Origin of the sequence: Pantoea sp. KPR_PJ, from assembly GCF_041386365.1 — a bacterium.
In the GTDB taxonomy this organism is placed as follows: Bacteria; Pseudomonadota; Gammaproteobacteria; order Enterobacterales; family Enterobacteriaceae; genus Pantoea.
In genome coordinates, this window is record NZ_JABMIK010000010.1 from 12,381 (window position 1) to 38,090 (window position 25,710).

Below are 25,710 nucleotides of genomic sequence, written 5' to 3' on the forward strand. Positions count from 1 at the left end.
AATGGATACGGCAGAAAAAAACTATCAGGCACTGGGCGAAAGGCGCGAGCGCGGTGACGGCACGGTAAAAGTCACCGGCGAAGCAACCTATGCAGCTGAGTATCAGCCAGAAAACGTGGTGTATGGCGTGGTGATCCAGTCCACCGTTGCCAGTGGGCGCATTACCCGCATGGAGACGGACGATGCCTGCCAGGCGCCGGGCGTACTGGCGGTCTACACCCATCTCAACAGCTTGAAAATCAACAAGCCTACCGCTATCGCAGACGGCGGCGCAGCGCAATCGACCTATACGCCCATACAGGATGACAAGATCATCCACAACGGTCAGAACATTGGCCTGGTGGTGGCGGAAACCTTTGAACAGGCGACCTGGGCCGCCAGCCTGGTCAGCGTAGAATATGAGACCGAACCCGCGCTGGTCTTCCTTGACGATCCGCGCGCTGAACGCAAAGAGAGCAGCGCGACCAACATCGATCTCGGTGATGCTCACCAGGCGATGGCGCAGGCTGAGGTGAAGATTAAAAGCCAGTATGTGACCCCGCGCGAATACAATATGCCGATGGAGCCGCACGCCTGCATCGCCTCGTGGCAGGATGGCAGGATGACGGTCTGGGAGCCGAGTCAGTGGGTAATGGGCGCGCAGACGGAAATTGCTGAGTGGCTGGGCATTGAGCAGAAGCAGGTGCGGATCATCTCTCCCTATGTGGGCGGCGGCTTTGGCTCTAAACCCGTCCCCTATACGCATGTCGCCCTCGCCTGCGTCGCTTCACGCGCACTGGGTCGGCCGATCAAAGTTGCCCTGACGCGTCCGCAGACGTTTACGGGCCTGGGCGGTCGTCCAGCCACCATCCAGAATCTGGAGATGGGTGCGTCACGCGACGGTAAGATTCTGGCTATCGTCCACGACGGCCTGAGCGATACCTCGCTCATTGATACCTTCGCTGAAGGCACCAACAAGGTCACGGGCCGCCTCTACGCCATACCTAATGTCTATTCGCGCCACTACGTTGCGGCGATTAACACCGTTACCCCGGGCTGGATGCGCGCGCCGGGTGAGAATCCCAGCACCTTCGGTCTGGAAGTGGCGATGGATGAAATGGCCTATGCGCTGGATATTGACCCGCTGGAGTTTCGCTTGCGCAACTGGGCCGATCGCGACTATCAGCTTAATGCGCCGTGGAGCACGCGTCGCCTGAAAGAGGCGTACGCGGCGGCGGCTGAGGCATTTGGCTGGGAAAAGCGCAGCATGGCACCGCGCTCTATGCGGGAGGGGCGCGAACTGATTGGCTGGGGCATGGCAACCGCTACCTATCCGGTCAGCCGATCCCCGGCCGAAGCAAAACTGATATTCCACCGTGACGGCAGTCTGGTGGTGCAGAGCGCAGGAGCGGACATCGGCACCGGCACCTATACCATTCTGGCGCAGACCGCTGCTGAAGTGCTGCAAATTCCCTCCAGGCAGATCCGCGTTGAGCTGGGTGATACGGATCTGCCGCGTGCAGGCGTGGCAGGTGGGTCACAGCTGGCGGGAAACCTGACCGCGGCGGTGCATAAAACAGCAGAAGCGATGCGTGACAAGCTTTTCACCCTGGCGACGCAGTCGCCCGACTCGCCGCTGTTTCAGGTTGAACGCGAGCAGCTGGTGCTGCGTGATGGCGCGGTCTGCGTGAAGCAGCAGCCAGAGCGGGCTATCCGTTACGATAAACTGGTGCAGCTGAATGACTCGCTAACGCTTTCTGTGCTCTCTGGCACCTTCTCTCAGGAAGAGAGCGAAGAAGAGCGTGATGAGGCTGTGCACTCGATGTCAAAAATGACGAAGCCAGAAAAATTCTCTGCACACAGCTGGGGCGCCCAGTTCGTGGAGGTGCGCGTCGATGAGGATTTTGGCACCGTGCGGGTAAAACGACTGGTCTCCGCTTTTGACAGCGGCCGTCTGTATAATCCTCAGCTGGCACGCAGCCAGTGGATTGGCGGCATGGTGATGGGGCTGGGTCAGGCGCTGCTGGAGGGGGGGGCCATCGATCCGCGCAACGCGCGCGTGGTGAATAACAACCTGGCGGACTATCTGATTGCGGTCAATGCCGATGTACCTGAGATCGTTACGATTGACGTTGGCGAGCCGGATCACCATGCAACGCTGATGGGCGGCAAAGCGGTGGGTGAGCTGGGTATCGTCGGGATGGCGGCTGCGATCAGTAACGCGGTCTATCATGCGACCGGTAAACGCATTCGCGATTTACCGCTTTCCCTCGATAAACTGATTGACTAAAACCTGGCGGCGATGTTCTGAGCATCGCCGCTCTGTTCTTCTCACTCACAAGCAGCAGTTTTAAATTTTTGTGAATGCAATGTTAATTTTAGTGCCATTCATAATAAGATGCGCTGGATATTAAAACTGATGCTAAAAGGGAGCGCATCATCATTTTCATGGACGACTCTTTCTGAGGATCCTGATGATGGCATCGTCCATTACAAATGGTATTGCAGGTCTTGGTCTGGTGTTAATGAGTACGCTGCCGGCCGTTGCCGCAGAAGGCACAGTCTCTCTTAGCGGTGTTATCAGCCAGGAGCCTTGCCGGGTCACACCGGAAAACAGTCAGCTGACTGTTTTCTGTGTTGACCAGGGTCGTGAGCAGACGCAACAGGTCACTGTCAGGCAGGTAACAGAAGGGCAGGTCAGTCTGCCTGGCGTGACTGACATTAGCCTGACCTATATGAATTTACAGAAGACACAGGCGGTGGTGCAGGTGGACTATAACTGATCAAACCCGGCGCAGCGCTGTAGCCTGTAGCACAGCGCTGTCACTTTTCGCCATGTGGGGTTGTCAACTTTACGCTGCGCAGGGCGATTCATTCAGTCATTATATTGACATCAATTTAATTTGGTTCAATATTATCAGCGCTGGATCAGATGGGCCTGGGCCTGCATCGGGAATCAGTATCTGAATACAGACAGAAAGTGGCAACGATATGAACGACGAATTACCTGAAACCTGCGGCGGGACGCCAGAGGGTAATGCTCCCGTGACGGTGGATCAGTTTCTCTGCTTTGCGCTCTATTCCGCGTCGCTGGCGATGACCAAGCTTTACCAGTCGCGGCTAAAACCGCTGGGGCTGACCTATCCCCAGTATCTGGTACTGCTGGCACTGTGGGAAACCGATAACGTCACCGTCTCTGAGCTGGGGGCGCGCGTACATCTTGATTCCGGTACGCTCAGCCAGCTTCTTAAAAGACTTGAGCAGTCTGGCCTGATTAGCAGACGGCGTGATGTCGGGAAGGATGAGCGCAGGGTATTGATCACCCTGACCGAACAAGGGCGCAAGCTGAAGGTTGAGGCGGCAGGCGTCCCGGCAGACATGATCTCCGTGATGGATACCCCGGTTGAGGAGTTATCCGAGCTGACGCGCAGAGTCGCCACGCTGCGCCAGAAACTGATCGACGCTATTCCCTGAACACTTTCGGCAGACGTTCTTGACCTGCGGAAATTTAACCTGACCGGCCCGGACCGTTAACCGAAATGAGCAAAATGAACGAAAACGCGTTGAACAGTGAAAAAGTGGAAAACCTGGATGATGCGCACGCCGTCATCGGGCAAATCGCCTCTTTGTTGTTTAAAACGGGTCGACCGCTTGAGGTGGATAGCCTGACAACACTGTTAAAACAGCGCGCCGATCAAACCGTCAGTTCACGACTGAAAAAAGAGTATGACGCTGCACTAGCGTTGATTGCGGAAAAAACAGAGTCCTGATGCCGATCGCAGGAGCGTGCCTAGTGAAGAGTGATATTACCGTCGATAAACAGGCTGTCGTCCTGCTGTTCGCTTTGGTCAGTCAGGGCGCTGAGGACTTCAATAATAGCCCGTTCGCAGGCTTCCCTTCTGTCACTACGGGTTTCAGTTGCAGCCATCTCACGTAATTTTGTGACCACCTGACCGGCGTGAACGGGCGTTCCCTGCGCCAGCAAGGCCATAACGGCTTCACCCATCAACACGTTAGTCAGCTTTTCGTCATCATCTATGCTCATATGGTCATCAGTTGTTATGTTATGCCCTTATCCCCGGCCAAAGCTGGTCTGTTCTGTCGCCGTTAATCTCTTATTTTGCTATGAAGAAAATGGCCAGCTGTCCGCTGCAGGATAAAAGCTTACCAAGTTTATGGCGGGTTTGCGTCAGGAATTTCCTCTGATCGTTTAAACTCCTCTCCTCTCTTTCTGCTTCTCCATTTCAGGCCAGTCTGCCTGGCTAAGCGCGCCGACCGGACTGTACCTGATGTCATGCCTGTGTCCTGACGCCCCCGCTGCCCTGTTAAACGCGGCCTGAATGGGTGGAGGTGAGGGCAGAGGGTTCAGGGATGATCGAGCGCCTGGCACCCCGCGCTGGCAACAACCCCCGTATGCGAGGTGGCTGAACCGTTTGCTGCGACCGTGCCTTTCACCTGCACTGCCGTTTTAATCGCTGCCTCCCGCCGAGAGTAGCCTGCCTGGTTGCGTGACTATCGTCTCTGGGCCGTTAGTTCGCGCGATACAGCTTTCGGTGGCGATGCGATAGCGCGCCGCGCGGATGCCCCCGTTCAGGAGGCGTGTTCAGCGCACACCTTACGGAATAAGTCTGCTGCGCCGCATCGCCTCCAGATGGGCAATCAACACCTCATCAGAACGTTTGATCATGGCATTAAAGCCTTCCTGTCGCGCCCGGGTGACGTCAAAGATGGCATCTTTCCGTACGTGAAAGATGAGATCACCAAAGCCGCCCAGAGCCAGTCGGTCGATGTCGTGCTCTTTCAGCTGCGCCTTCCCGGCAATCGAGGCCCAGAGCGGTTTCAGGGCGCTGAGCCGCTCGCTGAGCGACACGGGTTGCGCCTCGCCAACGGGCACGCCGAACCAGTCCGCCAGTTTTGGCCAGACGTGACTCCAGCGAAAAACGTCGCCGTTAGTGATATTAAAGGCACCATATTTTGCCTGTTCAGCTGCCCAGACGGCGCTCTGGCCAAGGATGCGGCTGTCGGTAATATTGACCAGCGTGTTGCGCCAGGCGTCTTCGGGACCGGGAAAGTGCAACGCCGTGCCCGTTTCCCGACAGAGGGTGCCATAGACGCCAATCAGATTGCCGAGGTTCATCGGCGATCCAAAAGAGTGCCCAATGACAATATCGGGACGCAGCGCGGTCCAGCCAATGCCACTCTTCTCTTCCAGCGATCTGGCGTAGTCTTCATGACGAAAATAGAGATTTGGCGGAAAATGGCGGCTGTCTTCTTCGCGTGCGGGCGTGCGATAGACGCCCAGGTGCGCGCCATATACCTTGCCTCCCTGAATAAAAATAATCTGTCTTAGCACGTGGCTGGCGCTGCGTACCGCCGTCACCAGGTTTTCAAACATCAGCGCGTTAATGTCCGCCTCGACGCCAGGATTCGCCTCCTGCTTCAGGGCGGCATAAAAGATATGCGTTACCGACTCCAGCGCAGCGCGCTGCCGGTTGAGATCGTCCAGCGCGGTCAAATCGGCGCTGAGATGAGCCGAGACGTGAGGGCTGTGTGATGAACGACCCAGCGTCGTAATCTGCCAGCCTGCCTGATGAAAGGCATCGTGAGCGGCAAAACCTACGACACCACTGGCTCCCACGATAAGGACATGCTTGTTGTTCATTTTTCTCTCCGTCTGGTTTTTCAACCTGGCTGGCAGTTACGCCTGGGAATTAATTCTGGATGGCGGTGGGAAGAGTGCCTGAAAAAATAGCGCTAAAGCGCGCAGGGCCGGTCATTTCATGTCGCTCAGAGCATGCCTGCCGTTTCGTTATAAATGAGGACGTTAACGTTTATTTTAAGCGAAATGGCGTCTGCGCATGTTCCCGGGTTAATGGGATGGCAGGTAGGCGTTATTCGCGCGTGGAGGACTGGCTGACATGTTGACTGAACGGCTATTTTTTCTCATCTGATGCCGTTTATCTGTTCGTATCCGCGGTTATCGGGCTATTTCTGCCGCTCGGAGGGCTTTGCGCCGGGTAAATACGACGCTTTTATTAAGTGAACATTAATTTTTTTACAATATGACGTGCGTTTGGCTGCCGTTTATTTAATTCCAAAATGAATAACACATACAGCGAAAATGTTAATAAAAGATAAAACTTTTTACATTTGCGCCGGGGCCATCTTTTTTTTGTTTAATGTTTCGTTAAGTTTCGGTGACTAATGTGGACATTCAAAGCAGGCGTCGCTCACCGTGATTGTTTTATTCGGGAAGCGAGAGAAAGTGCCGTACAGACGCCGTTTTATTTTTTCCTTTTTTACGCTGACTGTTTAAATGAGTGGTTCGCTTGCTCCCCTTAAATATGAGTGAGATCGCTCCCTTTTCCTGACCCCTTATTATTTACGGGATTTAACAATGGAATTTCTTCCCTTTTCTCGACCCTCACTCGGCGAGGAGGAGTTAGCGGCAGTAAATGCGGTATTTAAATCTGGCTGGATCACCACGGGTCCACAGGCCGCAGCGCTGGAACAGGATTTTTGCGAATTAACGGGGAATCAGCATGCGATAGCCGTCAGCTCTGCCACCGCAGGCATGCACGTCGCGCTGCTGGCGCTGGGTATTGGGCCGGGCGATGAGGTCATTACGCCTTCACTGACCTGGGTTTCAACCATCAACATCATTACGCTGCTGGGCGCAACGCCGGTCATGATCGATATTGACCGCGATACGCTGATGGTCACGCCTGAGCTGATTGAAGCCGCGATGACACCCCGCACCCGCGCCATCATCCCGGTGCACTATGCAGGTGCGCCGGCAGAGATCGATGCCATTCGTACCCTGGGTGAGCGATACGCCATTCCGGTTATTGAAGATGCGGCACATGCGACAGGCTGCCAGTTTCGTGGCCAGCCTGTCGGCCAGCGCGGTACGGCAATCTTCTCGTTTCACGCCATCAAAAACATGACCTGCGCCGAGGGCGGGCTGATCGTCACGGATGATGCAGAACTCGCCGATCGTATGCGAAGCCTGAAATTCCACGGGCTGGGCGTTGATGCCTATGACCGACACACGCACGGGCGCAAGCCGCAGGCGGAGGTCATCATGCCCGGGTTTAAATATAACCTGCCGGATATCAGCGCCGCGATTGCGCGTGTACAGCTCAGCAAGCTGCCAGTGTTTAACGCCCGTCGCGCTGACATTGCCCGGCGTTATTTGCATGAACTGGCGGATACCCCCTTTTTGCCGCTGGCTCAACCGGCATGGCCGCACCAGCACGCCTGGCATCTGTTTATTCTTCGCGTCGATGAGGCAACCTGCGGCATCAGCCGTGACGCCCTGATGGAAACCCTGAAAACGCAGGGGATCGGTACAGGTCTGCATTTCCGCGCGGCGCATACCCATAAATTTTACCGCGAACGCTATCCCGATCTCTCTCTGCCTGAGACGGAGTGGAACAGCGAGCGTATCTGTTCCATTCCGCTGTTTCCCGAGATGCGCGATGAGGATGTGTCGCGCGTCATCGCGGCCCTGCGTCACGTTGCTGGAGTATAAGATGCTGGAAGACAAGACCATCCGTAAAATTTCCGTGGTGATCCCGGTCTACAACGAACAGGAGAGCCTGCCGGAGCTGGTGCGCCGTACCGACGCTGCCTGCGCCTCGCTGAAGCTGGAATATGAAATTCTGCTGGTTGATGACGGCAGTGTCGACCGTTCCGGCGAGATGATTGCCGATGCCGCGGATATGCCCGGCAGCCACATTACTGGCGTGCTGCTTAATCGTAACTATGGCCAGCACTCGGCAATTATGGCGGGCTTCAGCCACGTCAGTGGCGATGTGATTATTACCCTGGATGCCGATCTGCAAAATCCGCCTGAAGAGATCCCTGCGCTGGTTAAGGCTGTACAGCAGGGCTATGACGTGGTGGGTACAGTGCGTCAGAACCGTCAGGACAGCTGGTTTCGCCGTCGCGCTTCACGCGCCATCAACCAGCTGATTCAGCGCGTCACCGGTAAAGCCATGGGCGACTACGGCTGTATGTTGCGCGCCTACCGCCGCCACATCGTTGACGCCATGCTCAACTGCCACGAACGCAGCACCTTTATTCCCATTCTGGCGAACACCTTTGCACGTCGCACGATCGAACTGCCGGTTGCCCACGCTGAGCGTGAATTTGGTGACTCAAAGTACAGCCTGATGAAGCTTATTAACCTGATGTACGACCTGGTGACCTGTCTGACCACCACGCCGCTGCGTCTGCTGAGTATCGTCGGCAGCCTGATTGCGCTGGCAGGCTTCGCTTTCTCGCTGGTGTTGATGGTGCTGCGGCTGTTCCTGGGGGCGAGCTGGGCAGGCAACGGCGTCTTCATGCTGTTTGCCGTGCTGTTTATCTTCGTGGGCGCGCAATTTATCGGCATGGGGCTGCTTGGTGAATATATCGGCCGCATTTACAACGATGTCCGCGCCCGACCTCGCTATTTCATCCAGCGCGTCATCCACCCACAACAAGATCTCTCTTCTGTCCAGGAACTTAAATAATGAAAACGATCGTCTTTGCCTATGCGGAAATGGGCTGTGCAGGCATTAATGCGCTGCTGAACGCCGGTTTCGACATCTGCGCCATTTTTACCCATGCTGATACGTCACCAGAGAGTCACTTTTTTGATTCGGTCGCGCGTCTGGCCGCTGAACGGGGCATTCCGGTCTATGCGCCAGACGATGTAAACCATCCGCTGTGGGTGGAACGCATCAAAGCGATGGCACCGGACTACCTCTTCTCTTTTTATTACCGTGCGCTGCTCAGCGATACCATTCTGAGTTGTGCCCGCCGCGCCGCCCTGAATCTGCACGGTTCGCTGCTGCCAAAATACCGGGGACGCGCGCCGCTCAACTGGGTGCTGGTCAATGGTGAAACCGAAACCGGCGTCACGCTGCACCATATGGTGAAGAGCGCTGACGCGGGTGACATCGTGGCGCAGCAGCGTGTTGCGATCGATCCTGAGGATAACGCGCTGACCCTGCACCGTAAGCTGGTCGCCTGCGCGACGCAGCTGTTGCAGGATGCCTTGCCTGCCCTCAGAGAGGGTAACGTGGTGGCGGTTCCACAGGATCACAGCCAGGCCACGGTCGTCGGCCGCCGCACGGCAGAGGATGGCCGTATTCAGTGGGAGCAGTCCGCGCAACAGATTAATAATCTGGTTCGCGCCGTCACTCACCCCTGGCCAGGGGCATTTGCCTTCGCCGGGACGGTGAAATTTACCCTGTGGAAAGGACGCGTTCATCACGACACGCCAGCGGCCAGACCAGGCACGGTATTATCGACAGACCCTTTTCTGGTTGCCTGTGGTGAAGGGGCGCTGGAGGTGATCACCGGCCAGAGCGACAGCGGCGTCTACATGAACGGCAGCCAGCTGGCGCAGAGCCTGGGCATGGTACCGGGTGCGCTGCTCTACTCTCAGCCGGTAGCGGCGGTGAAGCGGCGGACCCGCGTGCTGATCCTGGGCGTCAACGGGTTTATCGGCAATCACCTGACCGAACGTCTGCTCCAGGATGATAACTTTGAGGTTTATGGGCTGGATATCGGCTCAGATGCCATCAGCCGTTTCCTCGACCAGCCGCGTTTTCATTTCGTGGAGGGTGACATCAGCATTCATTCAGAATGGATCGAATATCACATCAAGAAATGCGACGTTGTCCTGCCGCTGGTGGCGATTGCCACGCCGATTGAGTACACCCGCAATCCGCTTCGCGTGTTTGAGCTCGATTTTGAAGAAAACCTGAAAATTATCCGCGACTGCGTTAAGTACAAGAAACGCATCATTTTTCCCTCAACCTCAGAAGTGTACGGCATGTGCACCGATCAGCACTTTGACGAGGACCACTCCAGCCTGGTGGTCGGGCCGATCAACAAGCAGCGCTGGATCTACTCGGTCTCCAAGCAGCTGCTCGATCGCGTGATCTGGGCCTACGGCGAGAAAGAGGGGCTGCGCTTTACGCTGTTCCGTCCGTTTAACTGGATGGGGCCTCGCCTCGACAACCTCAACGCCGCGCGCATTGGTAGCTCACGCGCCATCACCCAGCTGATCCTGAATCTGGTGGAAGGTTCGCCAATCAAGCTTATTGACGGTGGGGCGCAGAAGCGCTGCTTTACCGATATCAGCGATGGTATTGAAGCGCTGTTCCGCATTGTTGAAAACAAAAATCAGAACTGCGACGGACAGATCGTTAACATCGGCAACCCGGAGAACGAGGCCAGCATTAAAGAGCTGGCAGAGCGACTGCTGGCCAGTTTTGAACGCCATCCGCTGCGTCATCGCTTTCCGCCGTTTGCGGGTTTCCGCGAGGTGGAGAGTAGCTGCTATTACGGCAAAGGTTATCAGGACGTCGAGCACCGCAAGCCGTCCATTAAAAACGCGCGCCGCCTGCTGGGGTGGACGCCGTCGGTGGGGATGGAGACCACCATTGATAATACGCTCGACTTCTTCCTGCGCACGGTAGAGTGACAGGACGCGCCATGAAAAAAGTGGGATTGCGCGTTGATGTCGACACCTGGCGAGGCACTGAATGCGGCGTTCCGGCGCTGCTTGAGCTGTTCAGCCTGCATCAGCTACAGGCCAGCGTCTTCTTCAGCGTGGGGCCGGACAATATGGGGCGTCATTTATGGCGCCTGCTCAAGCCGCGCTTCCTGTGGAAGATGATGCGTTCGCGCGCGGCTTCGCTCTACGGCTGGGATATTTTGCTGGCAGGCACCGCGTGGCCCGGACGAGATATCGGGCGCGGCCTGGAGGCGGTTATCCGCGCCGTCGCCGATCATCACGAGGTGGGCCTGCACGCGTGGGATCATTTTGCCTGGCAAACCTGGGCCGGCGTGTGGCCAGAAGAGAAGCTGGTGGAGGAGATTGCGCGCGGCAAACAGCGGCTGGAGGCGATTATCGGCGAAGCGGTCACCTGTTCCGCCGTCGCGGGCTGGCGGGCAGATGGCCGGGTGGTCAGGGCCAAGCAGCATTTTGGTTTCCGCTACAACAGCGACTGTCGGGGCAACGGCCCCTTTTTGCCCAGGCTAAGCGATGGGGGGCTGGGAACGGTGCAAATTCCGGTCACGCTGCCCACCTGGGATGAAGTGGTAGGGCAGTCGGTGAGCGCCGAAGGCTTTAACGACTTTATCCTTGAGCAGATAGAGGCCGCCACCGGCTCGCCGGTGTATACCATCCATGCCGAGGTAGAAGGTATCGTGGGTTTACCTGACTTTGCCAGCCTGCTTGAGCGTGCGGCCCAACGCAATATTCGTTTCTGCCCGCTCAGCGAACTTCTTCCCGACGATCTCACCACGCTGCCCACGGGCAGGGTGGTGCGTGGTCACCTTGCCGGGCGTGAAGGCTGGCTCGGCTGTCAGGAATAGCCACTTCAGTTCTCTTTTCAGGAGTTACGGATGCGTACCGGCACCAGAACTGCGCTACTGATTGCGTTTTTTGCTCTCTATTATGTGATCCCCATAGAGTTTCGCGCCCTGTGGCAGCCCGATGAAACCCGCTATGCCGAGATCAGCCGTGAAATGCTGGTGAGCGGCAACTGGATCGTGCCGCACTTTTTTGATTTACGGTATTTCGAAAAGCCGGTGGCCGGTTACTGGGTCAATAACCTGGGCCAGCTGCTGTTTGGCCACTCCCGCTTTGGCGTACGCGCCGGGGCGATTGCCGGTACGACACTCAGCGCCGGGCTGATTTACTGGCTGGGCAGGCAGATGTTTGCCAGCCGTCAGGTTGCCCTGACGGCCAGCATCATTTTTATGACCACACTGCTGGTGTATGGCGTCGGCACCTATGCGGTGCTGGACCCGATCCTGCTGCTGTGGATGGTGGCGGCCATGTGCAGCTACTGGCGGGCAGTACAGGCCAGCACCACGCAACAGCGTGCGTTTGGCTATCTGCTGCTGGGTGTGGCCAGTGGTATGGGGTTTATGACCAAAGGATTTCTGGCGCTGGTGGTGCCGGTGCTGGCGATCCTCCCCTGGGCTATCTGGCAGCGCCGGCTGGGTGAGCTGCTGCGCTGGGGACCCGTTGCTGTCGCAACAGCCGCCGCGATCAGCGCACCCTGGGCGCTGGCGATTCACCAGCAGGAAGGTCAGTTCTGGCATTACTTTTTCTGGGTGGAACATATCCAGCGTTTTGCCGAACCCAATGCACAGCACAAAGCGCCTTTCTGGTATTACCTTCCGGTTCTGCTGGCTGGAAGCTTACCCTGGCTGGCACTGCTGCCAGGCGCATTACATAAGGCCTGGCGTCAGCGCAGCCAGCATGCTGGCGCGCTTTATCTGTTGAGCTGGGTGCTGCTGCCGCTGCTGTTTTTCAGCATCGCCAAAGGCAAGTTGGTGACCTACATCCTGCCGTGCTTCGCACCGCTGGCGCTGCTGATGGCGCACTATGCCTGTGGCAACGCGGTCCAGCCAGTCAGCGCGTTTAAAATAAACGGCTGGATTAACCTTCTGTTTGGGTCAGCGGCGGCGCTGCTGATGCTGACTGGGCTGGCCCCCTGGGGGCTGGCACACCATCCGCTTTATCATCAAGGCGAAACGGCCCGCGTACTCGCAGGTGCCGCCGCGTTTGCAGGGTGGGGCGTAATGGGCTGGCTGAGCCTGAAGCCGGGAGGGAACCGCTGGCAGCTGGCCGCGCTTTGCCCACTGCTACTGGCGCTTCTGGTGGGTTTCGCCATGCCACAAAGGGTGCGCGATGCCAAACAGCCGGAACGCTTTGTGAATGCGCTGCACGCAAAGCTGATGCAGAGCCGGTATCTGCTGGCGGACAATCCCGGTATCGCTGCTGCCGTGGCATGGAACGTGAAGCGCAGTGATATCACTTTCTACGATGCCAAAGGTGAACTGGAGTATGGGCTGGGCTATGCCGATGCTGCCACCCGTTATGTCCGTGCTGAACATATTGTCGACTGGCTGAGCGAGCATCGTCGACAGGGCAACGTTTCGCTGGTGCTGATGCTGGATGCCGGTGACAGCGCACCCGATCCGCACCTGCCCCCGCCGGATGCGGTTTATCGTCAGGGACGGCTGGTCTGGTATGGCTACAACGCCACGCCATGAATCTGATCCTGATCCTGCTGGTCAGCCTGCTCAGCTGTGCCGCCCAGCTGTGCCAAAAGCAGGCGGCCTCTGCCGATATCCGGCAGGATAAAAGACGGCTGGTAATGTGGATCGCCCTGAGCCTGCTGCTGCTGGGCGTCGCAATGCTGCTCTGGCTGGCGGTGCTGCGCGTGGTTCCCGTCAGTGTGGCCTATCCGATGCTTAGCCTTAACTTTGTCCTGGTGGCGGTCGCTGCGCGGCTCATCTGGCACGAAACCTACACGCGACGGCAGTGGCTCGGCACGCTGGCGATTGTGGCGGGTGTGGCGCTGATGGGAGGGCATCTGTGAAAGGGGTTGCGCTGGCGCTGTGCAGCGTGCTGCTGGTGTCGCTGGCACAGTTGCTGCTGCGTGTTGCGATGCGAAATTTGCCCTCTCCGGAAACGTGGCTTCAGCACGGTCAGTTTCTGCTTCTGCTGGGAACGGGGCTGGGTGCCTATGCGCTGTCCATGCTGTGCTGGATAGTCGCACTGCGCTATATGCCGCTTAACCGGCTCTATCCTCTGCTGAGCCTGAGCTACGTGCTGGTCTGGCTGGCCGCGATCGCTATCCCGGTGCTGGGCGAGTCCTTTCGCTGGAGCAGTTTTGCTGGCGTTTTGCTGATTTTGCTGGGAGTGACGGCGATAACGCTGCCGCAGAAACAGAAAGGCCAGGTGAGTTAAGCCCTGCCTTTTTAGCTTTACCAGCCGCCACAGCATCCCTGCTGTTGCCATCAGCGATCCCGGACCCAACAGGGAGAGCGGCAACTCAACGCGTGACGCCGGGCGACAGTGGGCGGCAGTCAGGGGCGAATAACCGTCAGGTTGAAGGGGCCGCTCTGTTGAGCGGCAGAGTCAACCGCACGATTGATCTGCGCCAGCGGAAATTCACTCACCGCATAGTGATCAAGATCCAGAAGCCCGGCGCGTATTAGCCCCACCAGCGTATGAACGGCCTGGGGGGCATACATCCACTGTCCTTTCAGGGTGATCAGGTTGCGCATAATCCAGGGATAAGGAAGAGCCAGATCCTCCCCGCCGAGCATTCCGACGCCGCCCATCAGCACCACGCGACCACAGGGCCTGACGGCCATAATGGCGTTACGCGCCACGGAAGCCTGGGCGGAAGGGGGGAGAAAATCCAGTACGGCATCCACAGGCTCTCCTGCCGCCTGACGCATCGCCTGCGTATCCCTGTCTGCATCGCCCGTCAGCGCCAGGGTAACAACACGCGAACCAAATCGCCTGTTAAGATCCTCGAGCACACGCATATTGCGCCCCGGTGCCACGACGCGCTTCGCCCCCATGGCAAGGGCGACCAGAACGGCAGAGCTGCCAAAATTACCTGTGGCACCGCTGACCAGCACCGTTTCACCCGCCCTCAGTTCCATCGCCAGCAAGCCGCCATAGGCAATCAGCAGCGTCACAATGGCGCACCATTTGCTCGCTTCCGCAGGATCGATGTCTCCGGTGGGGATGGCATTTTCCGTCGGAATCCGTATCTGCTCGGCAAAGGCACCATCAAGGTGGTACCGCTGGATTTTCTTTCCGCCTTCACCGCGCGCGCTCCATCCCTGGAGCACAATTTCAGGTGACAACGCGTTATCCCGCGAACGAACCGTGGGATCGCAAAATACCCAGTCACCCGGCTTCAGGCGTGCTGAATCCGGTCCCACTTCCCGCACCCGGCCAATCGCACCGCAGCCGGGAATGACCGGAGGGGGCAGAATATAGTTTCGCTGCCCGCTAAACACCTCGTTCGCGTAAGAGAGGAGAGGGGCAGCAACCACGTCAACCAACACCTCGCCCGTCCCCCTTACCGGCGCGGGCACATCCTTAACATTAAGTGGCTGACCAAAGGATTCAAGCACTGCAGCTTTCATAACAACGCTCCTTATTCAACACAGATAGGTCACTATAAGGTGGCGGAGAAGAATAAAAAATAAGCTACTTTTATACAGGTATAAACCACTAACAGGCTAAGCAATGACCAGAAACAGTGAGCTCGGTAATTTTCTGCTCTCGCGGCGTGCGCGGCTCAGGCCCGAAGGGGAGGAGCTTAGCCCTCACCGGCGACGCAGAACTCCCGGCCTGCGAAGAGAGGAAGTGGCCGCTAAAGTCGGGATAAGCACGGAATGGTATACAAAGATTGAGCAGGGGCGCGTCAGCAAACTTTCAGAACGCATCATCGCCTCGCTGAGCAAGGCGCTGATGCTCAATGAGACGGAACTGGCGCACCTGCGCGCGCTGACCCAGGCGCAGGCCGTCAATGATATCGGTCAGGAGATCCCTGAGGCGCTGGCGGCACTGGTACAGGGACTCCGGGATCCGGCTTACGTTACCAATAAGCGCTGGGACGTGGTGATCTGGAATCGCGCCGCAGCCGAACTGATTACCGATTTTGACGCACTCGACGCGGAAGAGAGAAACATTATGGTCTTTATGCTTACGACGACTGAGGCGCGAGAGCGCTTTGGTGCGAGCTGGGAGCAGGAGGCGCGGCGCATGTTAAGCCTGTTTCACGCTGACTATGCGCTGAACGCCCATGACAGGTTATTCACCAGGCTGGTGGCGCGTTTTGAACGTGAGTGTGCCGGGTTTTCGCAGTGGTGGCGCGAGCATGAGATCGCCGCACCGGTGTCCGGGATAAAAACCCTGACGGGCAAAGATCATGTGACAAGACGCTATTGTTACTCAACGTTTATCTCAAACGATGCTAAGCAGCTCAAGCTCGCGCTTTATACGCCTTACGCGTGACCGGTCTGGTTGAACCGCAAAACTATCTGACCCCGACAGGGGCGCTTTTTGGCCCTAAAAAGAACCGTTAACTGCCGTGAGGACAGGTCGCGCGTGCGCCGGATGGCGTAGCCTGTGCCTTTCAGTAAAGCGAGCACGGGTCCGGCGCGGTTCAGGTCGCGCGGAAAGCCAAACGCATAGAGAAATGGATCAATTAGTGTCATAATTCGCCATCGTTAACCCCCGTGATAATTGATAAGGTAAACAAGGTGTTATTAATGCGTGAACGGGTGAAAAGTAAAACTAAAAATCCCTTTTATAATCTGACCGGAAAGCAGTGGGTGCTGCTGGCGGGTGGGTGCGTTCTGGCTGCTGGCGTGATGCTGATTTTGCATCACAGAGACTCGGTTAATAATGCACTCGATACCGGTGCATGCCTGGCTGATGAAGGGGTAAAAGACTTTTTTGGTATGTTGAAGCACCTGCTGCATCAGGCTTATCGTTTCGTGTTTAAAGCCTGTGGTTAACTAGAATAGCGCTATAAACCTGTGAAGGAGTATATGAATTTCGAACTGAAATTTAACGGCCGCCCTTAACAGGAAAAGCAATAAAGCATATCCGCCCGCAAGCGCAATCACGACCCATAAAATATCTTTCAACAGCGAAGCGGAAAAAAGTCTCTTCACAAAAGTAAACCGTCCCTGCAGGTAAATTTAGCGAATGCCGACAGCGGGTGCCGCTGGCAACCTCAGATATTAGCAAACGCGCAGAGCCAATACTTATCTCTAAAAGCAACAACTGCAAAACAATAACTGGCTATAGCAGATTTTCAGCGTCCCAGCTCGAGCGTAAATATGATGTTAACTGACAGATAAAATAAAGCATAAGAGCAAACGACCCGAGGGACTATCAAAATATTAATGAGCCGCACCCTTGTTTAAGGAGTATTTGTGATCGGTGTCACCAATTAAATGGCAAAAGCGACCGGGAAAGCCCTGGATTTTTGATAAAAAAATTATCGGGTGGTCAACGGGAGGGCGCAGATTTTAAATCATGGCGCTGCACGGCGGTGATATTCAGCGGTAAAGCCTGAAGATGTGAATTTTTTAATTACAATAGTGTTTATTTATTTTTAAAATTAAAAATTTGTCAATTTTTTGATGTTGTAATTTATGTGTGATGTTTAAAAAAGAATATGAGTACGTTAAAATATTGCTTCATTCACCTATTTTTGACAGTACTTATTATAATGTTGCAACAAAATAAGTTTTTCCCTGCGTTATCCCTTATCGCACTGTTAGTGAGTTCAGCGGCACATGCTGAAGACGCGACTGAGAAAACAGACGTACTTCTGATTGGCGGCGGTATTATGAGTGCCTCAATGGGCACGTTACTGCAAGAACTTCAGCCCGACTGGAAACAGCTGATGGTTGAAAAGCTGGATGGTGTTGCACTCGAATCTTCCAACGGCTGGAACAATGCCGGTACGGGCCACTCAGCCAATATGGAGCTGAACTACACGCCAGAACGTCCGGACGGTTCGATTGAGGTTTCTAAAGCGCTGGAAATTAACGAAGCCTTTATGATTTCCCGCCAGTTTTGGTCATCACAGGTAAAGCGTGGCGTGCTGAACGATCCCCACAGCTTTATCAACTCAACGCCACATATGAGCTTCGTATGGGGTGACAAGAATGTTGATTACCTGACCAAACGTTACGCTGCGCTGCAACAGACTACCCTGTTCCAGGGCATGAAGTTCTCTACCGATCAGAACCAGATCAAACAGTGGGCGCCGCTGATTATTGCCGGTCGCGATCCGCAGCAGAAAGTGGCGGCCACCTGGACACCGGTCGGCACCGACGTGAACTATGGCGAGATCACCCGCCAGCTGGTGGGCAGCCTGAAAAAAGATGACAACTTTACGCTGGAAACCTCTTCTGAAGTCACGGGCTTCAAACGCAACGGCGACAATTCCTGGCACGTCACCATTACTGACGTGAAAAGCGGTAAAGCGCACGCAGTCGATGCGAAATATGTCTTTATCGGCGCAGGCGGCGGTGCTCTGAAACTGCTGCAGGAAACCGGGATCCCGGAAGCGGACAACTATGCAGGTTTCCCTGTCGGCGGCTCTTTCCTCGTCACGGAAAACCCGGAGATCACACGTCAGCATGCTGAGAAAGTGTATGGTCAGGCTTCAGTGGGTGCCCCGCCGATGTCCGTTCCTCACCTGGATGCCCGTTTCCTGGACGGCAAGCGTGTTGTACTGTTCGGGCCATTTGCGACCTTCTCTACCAAATTCCTGAAAAATGGCTCGTTCCTCGATCTGTTAAGCACGACAACGACGAAAAACGTGGGTCCGATGACTGACGTTGGCCTGGATAATTTTGACCTGGTGAAATACCTGATTGGTCAGGTGATGCTGAGCGACGAAGATCGATTTGAAGCGCTGAAAGAGTATTACCCGTCAGCGCGCAAAGAAGACTGGAAACTTATTCAGGCGGGTCAGCGCGTACAGATCATCAAGAAAGATGCTGAAAAAGGCGGCGTACTGAAGCTGGGTACTGAAATTGTCACCGATAAGCAGAAAACCCTGGCTGCGCTGCTGGGGGCCTCTCCGGGTGCCTCTACCGCCGCGCCTATCTCTATCAACGTGATGAAAGAGTTGTTCCCTGAGCAGTTCAAATCCGCTGAGTGGCAGAGCAAGATCCGCAGCATCGTTCCCAGCTATGGACAGAAGCTGAACGGCAACGTTGCCCTGACTCAGCAGGTTTGGGACGAAACGGCGGCCACGCTGCAACTGGTTAAACCGCCGGTGATCCAGATGCAGGACGCTCAGGCTGCTCCTCAGGCGCAACCTCAGCAGCCTAAAGCCGCGGCTGAAGCTCAGCACGATATGGCGCTTTAATCCTGCTGGATTATCAACAAACCCCTGAAGTGCTCTTCAGGGGTTTTTTATTGCTCTCGCTGCTTCGCGCTAAACAGGTCAGTTAACCCGCCGCCGCGGCACTGAAGAGACAGATACACTTTTCAGACGTCATATCAGAGCGACAGGCAGCGGAAGCAGGGATTTTCACCGTGGCTCTGACGGTCACCGCCTCTCTTACTGGCAGCCTTTTCTGGCCTGACGTGCGGTGTCTGAGATCAGCGCAGATTCGCCTTACGCATGGGCATGCTGTCTATCGTTGCGAGCAAATCCCCGGAAAGAACAGGTCTGTTTTGACGTCGTTTTATCCCGCCATCTTTACCCACCAGCAGAACCTCAAATCCGCCTGGCCTGAGCCTGGTACGGAGTTGCCCTCTGGCCGCGGGCGAAGTATCGCTCAGCACGATGATATCGCGTTCGGCTAACGCAGACTGGCTTTGTTTCAGAATGGCCATCTGTCTGACATAGTCAGCATCCTGTTCAGAGGGGGCAAAAATAATGACGGGGCGTTTCTTCCATTGATACTGTTCGAGGCTGGCCATATCCGGAGACAAAGCGTGGAACATCGTGGTTGCTGCCATCAGGGCAGAACTACACATTACCAGCGACAAGGCTAACAGCAGCTTGCCTGACGCCATAACGGCACGACGGAATAAGGGCGAGGGTATAAGCACGTTACGTCTGATATTCACCATTTTTTCACCTCAACGGTGCGGGCAGTAAGAGTACAGAGAAGCGCGATCGGACCGACGGCGGACGCCATCTTTATCAACCTTAGTGAAAGTTGACAGGGAGGGAGGACTCTTTACCGGTGTTTACAGCGGGCGAGGCAGAAAGGCGCCATAACGTTGTCTGCATTGAGGCGGTGGGATTTGGCTTACAGAAACTTCTGTTACCTGACAGGTGAATGAGGAGCGGCGGCAGAAACGTCTTTATTTGTCTTGCCGGGAAGGGAAAATTTCAGGTGATTCGCCCTATGCGCATAATACTAATTATGTTAAATGAAATATCTTGAAAGGCGCCTGAACTGCCACTGACTAATAACTGGTTTTCAAACCAGTTTTGCCAGCTTCCCTACCCACATCAACGCCTGTCCAGGAGTCCGCCACAATCCCATCCGCTAAACCGGCCGTTTTCTAGCTGAGCGTACATAAAATCTGCTATGACCTGCTCCCCGTTGATTAACATACCGCCATGTTAATAATGTCTTCATAAGTTACATGAAGGCATTCCCAGGAAGACGCGTTTTTCTGACGAACCAGATTTATTATGGATTTTAACGGACGCTTTCGCGATGAATATTTGTATGAGCACTCATTCAACGATATTGCTTTCATCAGGAAAATCACTAATGACTGGCAGAAGGATGATGACGTGTGTCGTCCACATTCTTCGCTGGATTGCAAGATATCATCTGGATTTACAGAGGGTTGGAGAAAAATTTAGACGTCAATCAAACCGACATAGCTAACGGATCGTCGTATCTAATGCTGGGGGGCAGATATACTTCCTTAAAGTTTTGTTTTTTCAAGCCAGGCATTTAATGAGGCAACACGGATGAAGAAGAGAAACAGCACCCCAACCCCTCATGATGCCACCTTCAGGCAGTTTCTCTCGCAGCCAGAAATTGCCCGGGATTTTATGGAGCTCCATCTTCCGGCAGAGCTGCGCGCGCTGTGCGACCTCAACACCCTGAAGCTGGAGTCCGGATCTTTTGTCGAGGATGACCTTCGCCAGTACTTCAGCGACGTCCTTTACAGCCTGAAGACCACCGCCGGAGACGGCTACGTTCACGTGCTTATCGAGCACCAGTCTTCCCCGGACCGGCATATGGCCTTTCGCCTGCTGCGCTACGCCGTGGCCGCCATGCAGCGCCACCTCGAGGCGGGTCACAGTAAGCTGCCGCTGGTGATACCCGTGCTGTTCTATACTGGAAAACGCAGCCCTTACCCGTATTCCACCCGCTGGCTGGATGAGTTCGACGACCCGGCCGTCGCGGAAAAGCTATACGGCGGCGCCTTTCCCCTGACAGACATCACCGTTATCCCGGATGATGACATCATGAATCATCGCAGCATGGCAGCGCTGACCTTACTGCAGAAGCACATACACCAGCGCGATATGGCTACGCTGACCGACCGGCTGGCCACGCTGCTGATGGCGGACTATCTTTCTTCATCTCAGGTGACGGTGCTGATACACTATTTACTACAGGCGGGAGAGTCGGTTGACTCTGAAGCCTTTGTTCGCGAACTGGCACAGCGTGTGCCGCAACACGGAGACGCACTGATGACCATCGCACAGCAGCTCGAGCAGAAGGGTATTGAGAAAGGACGTCAGGAGGGGATTCAGCTTGGCGAGCAGCGAGGTATTGAAAAGGGTGAGCGCGAAGCAACCCTGAAAATTGCGCGAACCATGCTGCAGAATGGCCTTGACCAGAATATCGTCATGCAGATGACCGGCCTGACAGAAGACGAGCTGGCGCAGATTCACCACTGAGTAGCCCGGCCATTTGCCCGGGCGCTCTTCCGGACATCCAGATACGTCTTCTGATGCGTCCGGTTACTTTTGGGGATCGGGTGTCCGCAGTGAAGCCTGCTAACAAACTCGCCTTATTTCCCCCCCGCCAGCTACATCATGGTCTGCCTCACGTTTAAGGATGGACCTCTTTGTACCCAACCCTTCTCCCATCCGCACCATATTGCAGCAGCGCCCTTTGATTGTTTTCACGCGCCAGTTTGCACCAGTCCAGCAAAACGATGCGGATAAGTATCACACCAAAATGATCCTCAGGGTCATTGTTATCCTGAAATGGGATATCTGCCTCACTTCCTGGCGCAGCGGCTGCATAAGTTTTTTGCGTTCTGGGCGACAATCCTTGCCAGGCTTTTGCCGCCACGTCGCTGTGCGCGGCATGCAGCTCAGCGGTGCCCTGAAGTCGCAGCTGGGTTTTGTTGCTGTAACCCAGTACCGTGACGTCCGGGTTGAGTTTCAGCGCCTGCCACTTTGGGCTGCGCATATCGGTATGGATCTCCAGCGTTCGGTTCGGACGATCGACACCGCGCAGGACCATGGTTCTTGCCTGCGGCTTGCCTTGCTGGTCTACGGACGCCACCGTCAGGTAGCGAAAGCCGCTTTCCGGGTCCTGTGCGCCGTTTTCAAGCGCACACCAGCAATCGTTATCAATCTCCTCGGGGCGTAATGGCATCTGTTCTTCCTGCTTACCGGATAACATCTCTGGTCTGTTTAACTGCCGGGGCATCGCTGCATAGCGCAGCAGTTAAACCGGCCCGCATTGCAGGAAGAATAGCAGGCCTTACTGCATTTGCGACTCACCGTGCTCCACGGGCAGCAGGGTATCGCACTGGCAGGGGGCGCGGCCCCCTGATGCTAATTAAAGAATTTAATGTCTGTAGGCGTGGGGAGTTTTGCTGCGTCACCTGCGGCGTTAAGCTCGCCGCTGTCGGCATTGAAGTGAAACAGGGAGACATTGTTAGAGAAGACGTTCGTCACATAGAGATATTTACCACTGCCATCAAAGGCGAAAGCACGCGGCTCAACGCCGTTAGCGCTGTAACTCACCGGTTTGCCCAGCATGCCATCGGCCTCAACTTTCAATACCAGCAGTTTGTTATCCGAGCCGCGATTAGAGGCGATGACATATTTACCGTCCGGACTCAAAATAATGCCGCCACCGCTGCGATAGGCTGCGCTGTGGTTGTCACTGTTCAGCCTGATATGTGCGACGGGTTTAAGACGGTCCTGATCCACGGTGAACACGACAATTTCAGCGGTCAGTTCAGTGATGACCCAGGCGTGCCTGCCATCCGGTGAAAACACCATATGGCGCGGCCCGGAGCCCGGCGTGAAATTGACGTCACGGGTGCTGTCCGCCTCCAGCGGCTCTGCTTTGTCAGCATGATAGCGGTAGGCATGCAGCTTATCCCCGCCAAAGTCGTTAGCATAGAGATACTGACCATCGGTCGTAAACGTAGTGGCGTGTGCGTGGCCGCCATCCTGACGCCCTTTAACGCCACCGCTGCCGTTTTCATACGCGAAATGCTGTACCTGTTCACCCAGTGTGCCATCGGAATGGATCGGGAAAACAGATACCCCCGCGCCGCCTTTCGCTACCGAGTAGTTGGCTACAAACAGGAACTTACCGTCCGGACTGATAGTCGCATGGGTGGGCTGCTGGCCGTGACTCTCCACGACATTCAGCACCCGCACCTGACCGCTTTTATCCACGCTCAGCGCGGTGACCGTCCCCTTATTCTCTTCATTGGTGGTATAGGCGAAACGGCCATCGCGGGATTTTACAATCCAGGAGGGGCTTTTCATTTTAATTACATCAAGCGGCGTCAGGGTGCCGTCACTGTTCACCTGCATACGATATAAACCTTCGCTGGGATGTTCAGGCTTTTGCTCAGCCGGTGCATCCGGAATCGAAGTCCAGGTTCCCACGAGTGCTGTTTGATGTTGTTGTTCGGCTCTGGCCATAGCGCTCCCCGCCAGTGAAAAAACAGCCAGGGATAATGCCATGGTTATGTGCGTGGCTAAACGGCTGTGAACGTTTTTTTTATGTCGATTCATTTGGGTATCCCGCCATTATTTGAATAACTAACGACTATAGTGGGATTCATTTAAATAGCGGCTGGCGAGGACGATCGAGTTCACAATACAGAAGATTAAATTCAGCAGGCTGGCGCTGCGCTCAATGGCAGTGGATATACGGGGGATGTCGGGTTACCTGAAGAGGCAGTTGCTCATCTTACTCGCCCGGGGGCGGATAATGCGTAGCAGGCCGCAACAGCGGTCTGAACTGACGGGCAGCCTGCACGGATAAACACACCTGTATTACCCTCGCGCCAGGGAAAAAATCGGGGGCTGCCATTACGCATCCGGCCGACGTGCTGGCGAACGGCCATGGACTCCGTGCAGCCTGCCATCTGTCAGACGCTGACCTCCAGCATTCAGCCCGTTTTTTATCTACCACATGCCTGCCAACCTAACAGGGTGACGCTGCTCGCCTCACCTTCGCGACGGTGCTTTATGGTGCAGTCTGTGCATCATAAACAGGCCAGATATTGAACAGCATAAGTAATCCTGCTTATAAACAACAGGTTAACTTTTGGCATAAAGGTTGCTGAATAAATTCCATCTTGTATACCAGATGGAATTCATTCATGGCATCGACTTTCGGCTTTACGCTTCAGGAGTGGCAACGTTGTTTTCAGCAGGAACCGCAGCAGATAGTCCCCCTGCTGGCGGCGCACCTGGCCGCGCTCGATCCTCAGGACAACGCCTGGATCTACCTTGCCACGCCAGCCCAGCTACAGGCACAAACTGAACCGCTGCTGGCACACTATCTGAAGGATCCGGCGGCCTATCCGCTGTTTGGCGTCCCCTTCGCGGTGAAGGACAATACAGACGTAGCAGGCTGGCCCACCACTGCGGCCTGTCCGGCGCTGACCTACACCGCGCAGGCTGACGCCTTTGTGGTTGCCAGGCTGAAAGCTGCGGGTGCCATCGTGGTAGGCAAAACCAACCTCGACCAGTATGCGACGGGCCTGGTCGGTACCCGTTCGCCCTATGGGGCGGTAAGTAATACCTTTAACCCCGACTACGTCAGCGGCGGCTCCAGCTCTGGCTCGGCTTCCGTACTGGCGCGCGGCCTGGTAGGGTTCTCACTGGGAACAGATACCGCCGGTTCCGGCCGCGTACCGGCCGGTTTTAATAACATTGTGGGTCTGAAGCCCACTAAAGGCTGGTTCTCCGCCAGCGGCGTATTACCCGCCTGTCGCCTTAATGACACGCTCTCCGTCTTTGCGCTGACGGTAGAAGACGCCTTCACCGTCGCCAGCATCGCAGGTGGTTATGACGCTGACGACGCCTATTCCCGCCATCATCCGCATACCGCCCCCGCCAGCCTCAGGGCGCAGCCTGCTTTCGCGCTTCCTGCCAGCCCGGAATTTTTTGGCGATAAACAGGCAGAAGCGGCGTGGCAGCAGGCGCTGGATCAGTTACAGGCGTGTGGCGCAACGCTGCATCCTGTTGATTTCAGTCCATTCCTCCGGCTGGCGGAACAGCTCTATGCTGGCCCGTGGGTAGCCGAGCGCACCGTGGCCGTCGGAGAGATGCTGAGCCGGCCGGAAGCGATGGATCCCGTGGTGCATGCCATTGTCAGCGGCGGCCTGAAGTACAGCGCGGTAGAGGCGTATCAGGCGGAATATCTGCGCGCCGAACTGAGCCGCCAGATTCAGCAAACCCTGGCGCACTATGACGCGCTGGTTGTGCCAACCTCACCGACCATCCGCACTCTGGATGAGATGAAGCAGGAGCCAGTGCGCTACAACTCGCAGTTCGGCACCTACACCAACTTCACTAACCTTGCTGACCTGGCAGCGCTGGCGCTGCCTGGGCCGTTCCGTGCTGATGGCCTGCCTGCCGGGATCACGCTGATTGCGCCCGCCTGGCACGATCGCGCGCTGGCGGATTTCGGCGTGCGCTGGCAGCAACAGGTGGCGCTGCCGCTGGGTGCCACCGGCAAGGCGCCCTCTCTGCCCGCGTCTCCCCTGCCGCCCTCCGCCGATCATGTGCGCGTGGCGGTGGTCGGTGCTCACCTGACGGGGATGCCGCTCAATTTTCAGCTCACCACGCGGCAGGCCGTTCTGGTGGAGGAGACCCGGACGGCTGAGCACTACCGTCTCTTTGCACTGCCTGACGGTGCCGTCAAAAAACCCGGTCTGCTGCGTGATGACAGCGGTGCCGCCATCACCGTTGAGCTGTGGGATATACCGCTGGCGCGATTTGGTGAGTTTGTTGCTGAGATCCCTGCACCGCTCGGCATCGGCTCCCTGACGCTGGCGGATGGCCGCAGCGTGAAAGGCTTTATCTGTGAACCGGCCGCGCTTCAGCAGGCGCTGGAGATCACTTCGTTTGGGGGCTGGCGTAACTGGCTGGCAACACAGGAGGGGAAATAATC

General features: G+C 56.1%; 23 protein-coding genes. 17 read left to right on the top strand and 6 right to left on the bottom strand.

The features are described from left to right. Window position 1 precedes the first annotated feature (1 nt). The 4 genes from HP564_RS17845 to HP564_RS17860 all read left to right on the top strand — a co-directional run bounded on the left by HP564_RS17845 (window position 2) and on the right by HP564_RS17860 (window position 3,749). Window positions 2–2,269 (top strand): xanthine dehydrogenase family protein molybdopterin-binding subunit, encoded by a 2,268-nt coding sequence (locus tag HP564_RS17845; protein WP_371245171.1) that lies wholly within the window; start codon window positions 2–4, stop codon window positions 2,267–2,269. A 187-nt stretch (window positions 2,270–2,456) separates the two neighbouring features. Next, window positions 2,457–2,762 (top strand): hypothetical protein, encoded by a 306-nt coding sequence (locus HP564_RS17850; RefSeq protein ID WP_371245172.1) that lies wholly within the window; start codon window positions 2,457–2,459, stop codon window positions 2,760–2,762. 208 nt (window positions 2,763–2,970) lie between these two features. After that, window positions 2,971–3,453, top strand: a complete 483-nt coding sequence (locus HP564_RS17855) for a MarR family winged helix-turn-helix transcriptional regulator (protein WP_371245173.1) — start codon at window positions 2,971–2,973, stop codon at window positions 3,451–3,453. Window positions 3,454–3,518: 65 nt separating this feature from the next. Next, window positions 3,519–3,749: a hypothetical protein gene (locus tag HP564_RS17860; RefSeq protein WP_371245174.1), complete on the top strand. Its 231-nt coding sequence runs from the start codon at window positions 3,519–3,521 to the stop codon at window positions 3,747–3,749. A gap of 20 nt (window positions 3,750–3,769) precedes the next feature. Here HP564_RS17860 and HP564_RS17865 read toward each other — a convergent pair whose 3' ends face one another. Both HP564_RS17865 and HP564_RS17870 read right to left on the bottom strand, forming a co-directional pair. After that, window positions 3,770–4,024 carry a hypothetical protein gene (locus tag HP564_RS17865; RefSeq protein ID WP_371245175.1) on the bottom strand — a complete coding sequence of 85 codons (255 nt, stop codon included), beginning with the start codon at window positions 4,022–4,024 and terminating at the stop codon, window positions 3,770–3,772. Window positions 4,025–4,594: 570 nt separating this feature from the next. Next, window positions 4,595–5,641 carry an SDR family oxidoreductase gene (locus HP564_RS17870; RefSeq protein ID WP_371245176.1) on the bottom strand — a complete coding sequence of 349 codons (1,047 nt, stop codon included), beginning with the start codon at window positions 5,639–5,641 and terminating at the stop codon, window positions 4,595–4,597. Window positions 5,642–6,376: 735 nt separating this feature from the next. On the opposite strand from HP564_RS17870, the gene arnB reads away from it, so the two are divergent. The 7 genes from arnB to arnF are packed head-to-tail and all read left to right on the top strand — an operon-like array spanning window position 6,377 to window position 13,750. After that, window positions 6,377–7,513 carry a UDP-4-amino-4-deoxy-L-arabinose aminotransferase gene (gene arnB / locus HP564_RS17875; RefSeq protein WP_371245177.1) on the top strand — a complete coding sequence of 379 codons (1,137 nt, stop codon included), beginning with the start codon at window positions 6,377–6,379 and terminating at the stop codon, window positions 7,511–7,513. A 1-nt stretch (window position 7,514) separates the two neighbouring features. Beyond that, complete coding sequence (gene arnC / locus HP564_RS17880) at window positions 7,515–8,498, top strand: undecaprenyl-phosphate 4-deoxy-4-formamido-L-arabinose transferase (RefSeq protein ID WP_371245178.1); 984 nt, start codon at window positions 7,515–7,517, stop codon at window positions 8,496–8,498. Further along, entirely contained in the window at window positions 8,498–10,462 is a 1,965-nt protein-coding gene (gene arnA / locus HP564_RS17885; protein ID WP_371245179.1) for a bifunctional UDP-4-amino-4-deoxy-L-arabinose formyltransferase/UDP-glucuronic acid oxidase ArnA, read from the top strand. Before arnC ends, arnA begins: the two co-directional genes overlap by 1 nt. Before the next feature lie 11 nt (window positions 10,463–10,473). After that, a complete protein-coding gene (arnD, locus tag HP564_RS17890) occupies window positions 10,474–11,358 on the top strand; it encodes a 4-deoxy-4-formamido-L-arabinose-phosphoundecaprenol deformylase (RefSeq protein WP_371245180.1) in 885 nt (294 codons plus the stop codon). Between the two features lie 30 nt (window positions 11,359–11,388). After that, window positions 11,389–13,050, top strand: coding sequence for a lipid IV(A) 4-amino-4-deoxy-L-arabinosyltransferase (arnT, locus tag HP564_RS17895; RefSeq protein WP_371245181.1), 1,662 nt, complete (start codon window positions 11,389–11,391; stop codon window positions 13,048–13,050). Continuing rightward, window positions 13,047–13,379 (top strand): 4-amino-4-deoxy-L-arabinose-phosphoundecaprenol flippase subunit ArnE, encoded by a 333-nt coding sequence (gene arnE, locus HP564_RS17900; protein WP_371245182.1) that lies wholly within the window; start codon window positions 13,047–13,049, stop codon window positions 13,377–13,379. The genes arnT and arnE overlap by 4 nt, the downstream gene beginning before the upstream one ends. Next, window positions 13,376–13,750, top strand: coding sequence for a 4-amino-4-deoxy-L-arabinose-phosphoundecaprenol flippase subunit ArnF (gene arnF / locus HP564_RS17905; protein ID WP_371245183.1), 375 nt, complete (start codon window positions 13,376–13,378; stop codon window positions 13,748–13,750). The genes arnE and arnF overlap by 4 nt, the downstream gene beginning before the upstream one ends. A 119-nt stretch (window positions 13,751–13,869) precedes the next feature. Here arnF and HP564_RS17910 read toward each other — a convergent pair whose 3' ends face one another. Next, window positions 13,870–14,949, bottom strand: coding sequence for an alcohol dehydrogenase catalytic domain-containing protein (locus HP564_RS17910; protein ID WP_371245184.1), 1,080 nt, complete (start codon window positions 14,947–14,949; stop codon window positions 13,870–13,872). 103 nt (window positions 14,950–15,052) lie between these two features. On the opposite strand from HP564_RS17910, the gene HP564_RS17915 reads away from it, so the two are divergent. From HP564_RS17915 to mqo, 3 genes are all read left to right on the top strand, one after another. Then, window positions 15,053–15,823, top strand: a complete 771-nt coding sequence (locus tag HP564_RS17915; RefSeq protein WP_371245185.1) for a helix-turn-helix transcriptional regulator — start codon at window positions 15,053–15,055, stop codon at window positions 15,821–15,823. A 257-nt stretch (window positions 15,824–16,080) separates the two neighbouring features. Next, complete coding sequence (locus tag HP564_RS17920) at window positions 16,081–16,329, top strand: hypothetical protein (RefSeq protein ID WP_371245186.1); 249 nt, start codon at window positions 16,081–16,083, stop codon at window positions 16,327–16,329. A gap of 722 nt (window positions 16,330–17,051) precedes the next feature. Next, window positions 17,052–18,707, top strand: coding sequence for a malate dehydrogenase (quinone) (mqo, locus tag HP564_RS17925; protein WP_371245187.1), 1,656 nt, complete (start codon window positions 17,052–17,054; stop codon window positions 18,705–18,707). A gap of 236 nt (window positions 18,708–18,943) precedes the next feature. On the opposite strand, the gene HP564_RS17930 is transcribed toward mqo, so the two are convergent. Continuing rightward, entirely contained in the window at window positions 18,944–19,306 is a 363-nt protein-coding gene (locus HP564_RS17930) for a DUF4174 domain-containing protein (protein ID WP_371245188.1), read from the bottom strand. A 688-nt stretch (window positions 19,307–19,994) separates the two neighbouring features. Between HP564_RS17930 and HP564_RS17935 the strand changes: the two genes are divergently transcribed. Both HP564_RS17935 and HP564_RS17940 read left to right on the top strand, forming a co-directional pair. Then, window positions 19,995–20,171, top strand: a complete 177-nt coding sequence (locus HP564_RS17935) for an integrase core domain-containing protein (protein ID WP_371245189.1) — start codon at window positions 19,995–19,997, stop codon at window positions 20,169–20,171. Window positions 20,172–20,282: 111 nt separating this feature from the next. Beyond that, complete coding sequence (locus tag HP564_RS17940) at window positions 20,283–21,224, top strand: Rpn family recombination-promoting nuclease/putative transposase (protein WP_371245190.1); 942 nt, start codon at window positions 20,283–20,285, stop codon at window positions 21,222–21,224. Between the two features lie 154 nt (window positions 21,225–21,378). Here the strand turns inward: HP564_RS17940 and HP564_RS17945 are convergent, their stop codons facing one another. Both HP564_RS17945 and HP564_RS17950 read right to left on the bottom strand, forming a co-directional pair. Continuing rightward, window positions 21,379–21,933, bottom strand: coding sequence for a pyridoxamine 5'-phosphate oxidase family protein (locus HP564_RS17945; protein WP_371245191.1), 555 nt, complete (start codon window positions 21,931–21,933; stop codon window positions 21,379–21,381). 182 nt (window positions 21,934–22,115) lie between these two features. Next, complete coding sequence (locus tag HP564_RS17950) at window positions 22,116–23,225, bottom strand: lactonase family protein (protein WP_371245192.1); 1,110 nt, start codon at window positions 23,223–23,225, stop codon at window positions 22,116–22,118. A gap of 686 nt (window positions 23,226–23,911) precedes the next feature. On the opposite strand from HP564_RS17950, the gene atzF reads away from it, so the two are divergent. After that, window positions 23,912–25,708, top strand: coding sequence for an allophanate hydrolase (gene atzF / locus HP564_RS17955; protein ID WP_371245193.1), 1,797 nt, complete (start codon window positions 23,912–23,914; stop codon window positions 25,706–25,708). Window positions 25,709–25,710 lie beyond the last annotated feature (2 nt).

Excerpts from the sequence above, each read along its gene's own strand:
- HP564_RS17865 (WP_371245175.1), bottom strand. The coding sequence starts at position 4,024 with ATGAGCATAGATGATGACGAAAAGCTGACTAACGTGTTGATGGGTGAA.
- HP564_RS17930 (WP_371245188.1), bottom strand. The coding sequence starts at position 19,306 with ATGGCAGCAACCACGATGTTCCACGCTTTGTCTCCGGATATGGCCAGC.
- arnA (WP_371245179.1), top strand. The coding sequence starts at position 8,498 with ATGAAAACGATCGTCTTTGCCTATGCGGAAATGGGCTGTGCAGGCATT.
- HP564_RS17850 (WP_371245172.1), top strand. The coding sequence starts at position 2,457 with ATGGCATCGTCCATTACAAATGGTATTGCAGGTCTTGGTCTGGTGTTA.
- HP564_RS17910 (WP_371245184.1), bottom strand. The coding sequence starts at position 14,949 with ATGAAAGCTGCAGTGCTTGAATCCTTTGGTCAGCCACTTAATGTTAAG.
- atzF (WP_371245193.1), top strand. The coding sequence starts at position 23,912 with ATGGCATCGACTTTCGGCTTTACGCTTCAGGAGTGGCAACGTTGTTTT.
- HP564_RS17860 (WP_371245174.1), top strand. The coding sequence starts at position 3,519 with ATGAGCAAAATGAACGAAAACGCGTTGAACAGTGAAAAAGTGGAAAAC.
- HP564_RS17920 (WP_371245186.1), top strand. The coding sequence starts at position 16,081 with ATGCGTGAACGGGTGAAAAGTAAAACTAAAAATCCCTTTTATAATCTG.
- HP564_RS17945 (WP_371245191.1), bottom strand. The coding sequence starts at position 21,933 with ATGCCATTACGCCCCGAGGAGATTGATAACGATTGCTGGTGTGCGCTT.
- arnC (WP_371245178.1), top strand. The coding sequence starts at position 7,515 with ATGCTGGAAGACAAGACCATCCGTAAAATTTCCGTGGTGATCCCGGTC.
- mqo (WP_371245187.1), top strand. The coding sequence starts at position 17,052 with ATGTTGCAACAAAATAAGTTTTTCCCTGCGTTATCCCTTATCGCACTG.
- arnT (WP_371245181.1), top strand. The coding sequence starts at position 11,389 with ATGCGTACCGGCACCAGAACTGCGCTACTGATTGCGTTTTTTGCTCTC.
- HP564_RS17870 (WP_371245176.1), bottom strand. The coding sequence starts at position 5,641 with ATGAACAACAAGCATGTCCTTATCGTGGGAGCCAGTGGTGTCGTAGGT.
- HP564_RS17845 (WP_371245171.1), top strand. The coding sequence starts at position 2 with ATGGATACGGCAGAAAAAAACTATCAGGCACTGGGCGAAAGGCGCGAG.
- HP564_RS17935 (WP_371245189.1), top strand. The coding sequence starts at position 19,995 with ATGGATTTTAACGGACGCTTTCGCGATGAATATTTGTATGAGCACTCA.
- arnD (WP_371245180.1), top strand. The coding sequence starts at position 10,474 with ATGAAAAAAGTGGGATTGCGCGTTGATGTCGACACCTGGCGAGGCACT.
- arnE (WP_371245182.1), top strand. The coding sequence starts at position 13,047 with ATGAATCTGATCCTGATCCTGCTGGTCAGCCTGCTCAGCTGTGCCGCC.
- HP564_RS17950 (WP_371245192.1), bottom strand. The coding sequence starts at position 23,225 with ATGGCCAGAGCCGAACAACAACATCAAACAGCACTCGTGGGAACCTGG.
- HP564_RS17940 (WP_371245190.1), top strand. The coding sequence starts at position 20,283 with ATGAAGAAGAGAAACAGCACCCCAACCCCTCATGATGCCACCTTCAGG.
- arnB (WP_371245177.1), top strand. The coding sequence starts at position 6,377 with ATGGAATTTCTTCCCTTTTCTCGACCCTCACTCGGCGAGGAGGAGTTA.
- HP564_RS17915 (WP_371245185.1), top strand. The coding sequence starts at position 15,053 with ATGACCAGAAACAGTGAGCTCGGTAATTTTCTGCTCTCGCGGCGTGCG.
- HP564_RS17855 (WP_371245173.1), top strand. The coding sequence starts at position 2,971 with ATGAACGACGAATTACCTGAAACCTGCGGCGGGACGCCAGAGGGTAAT.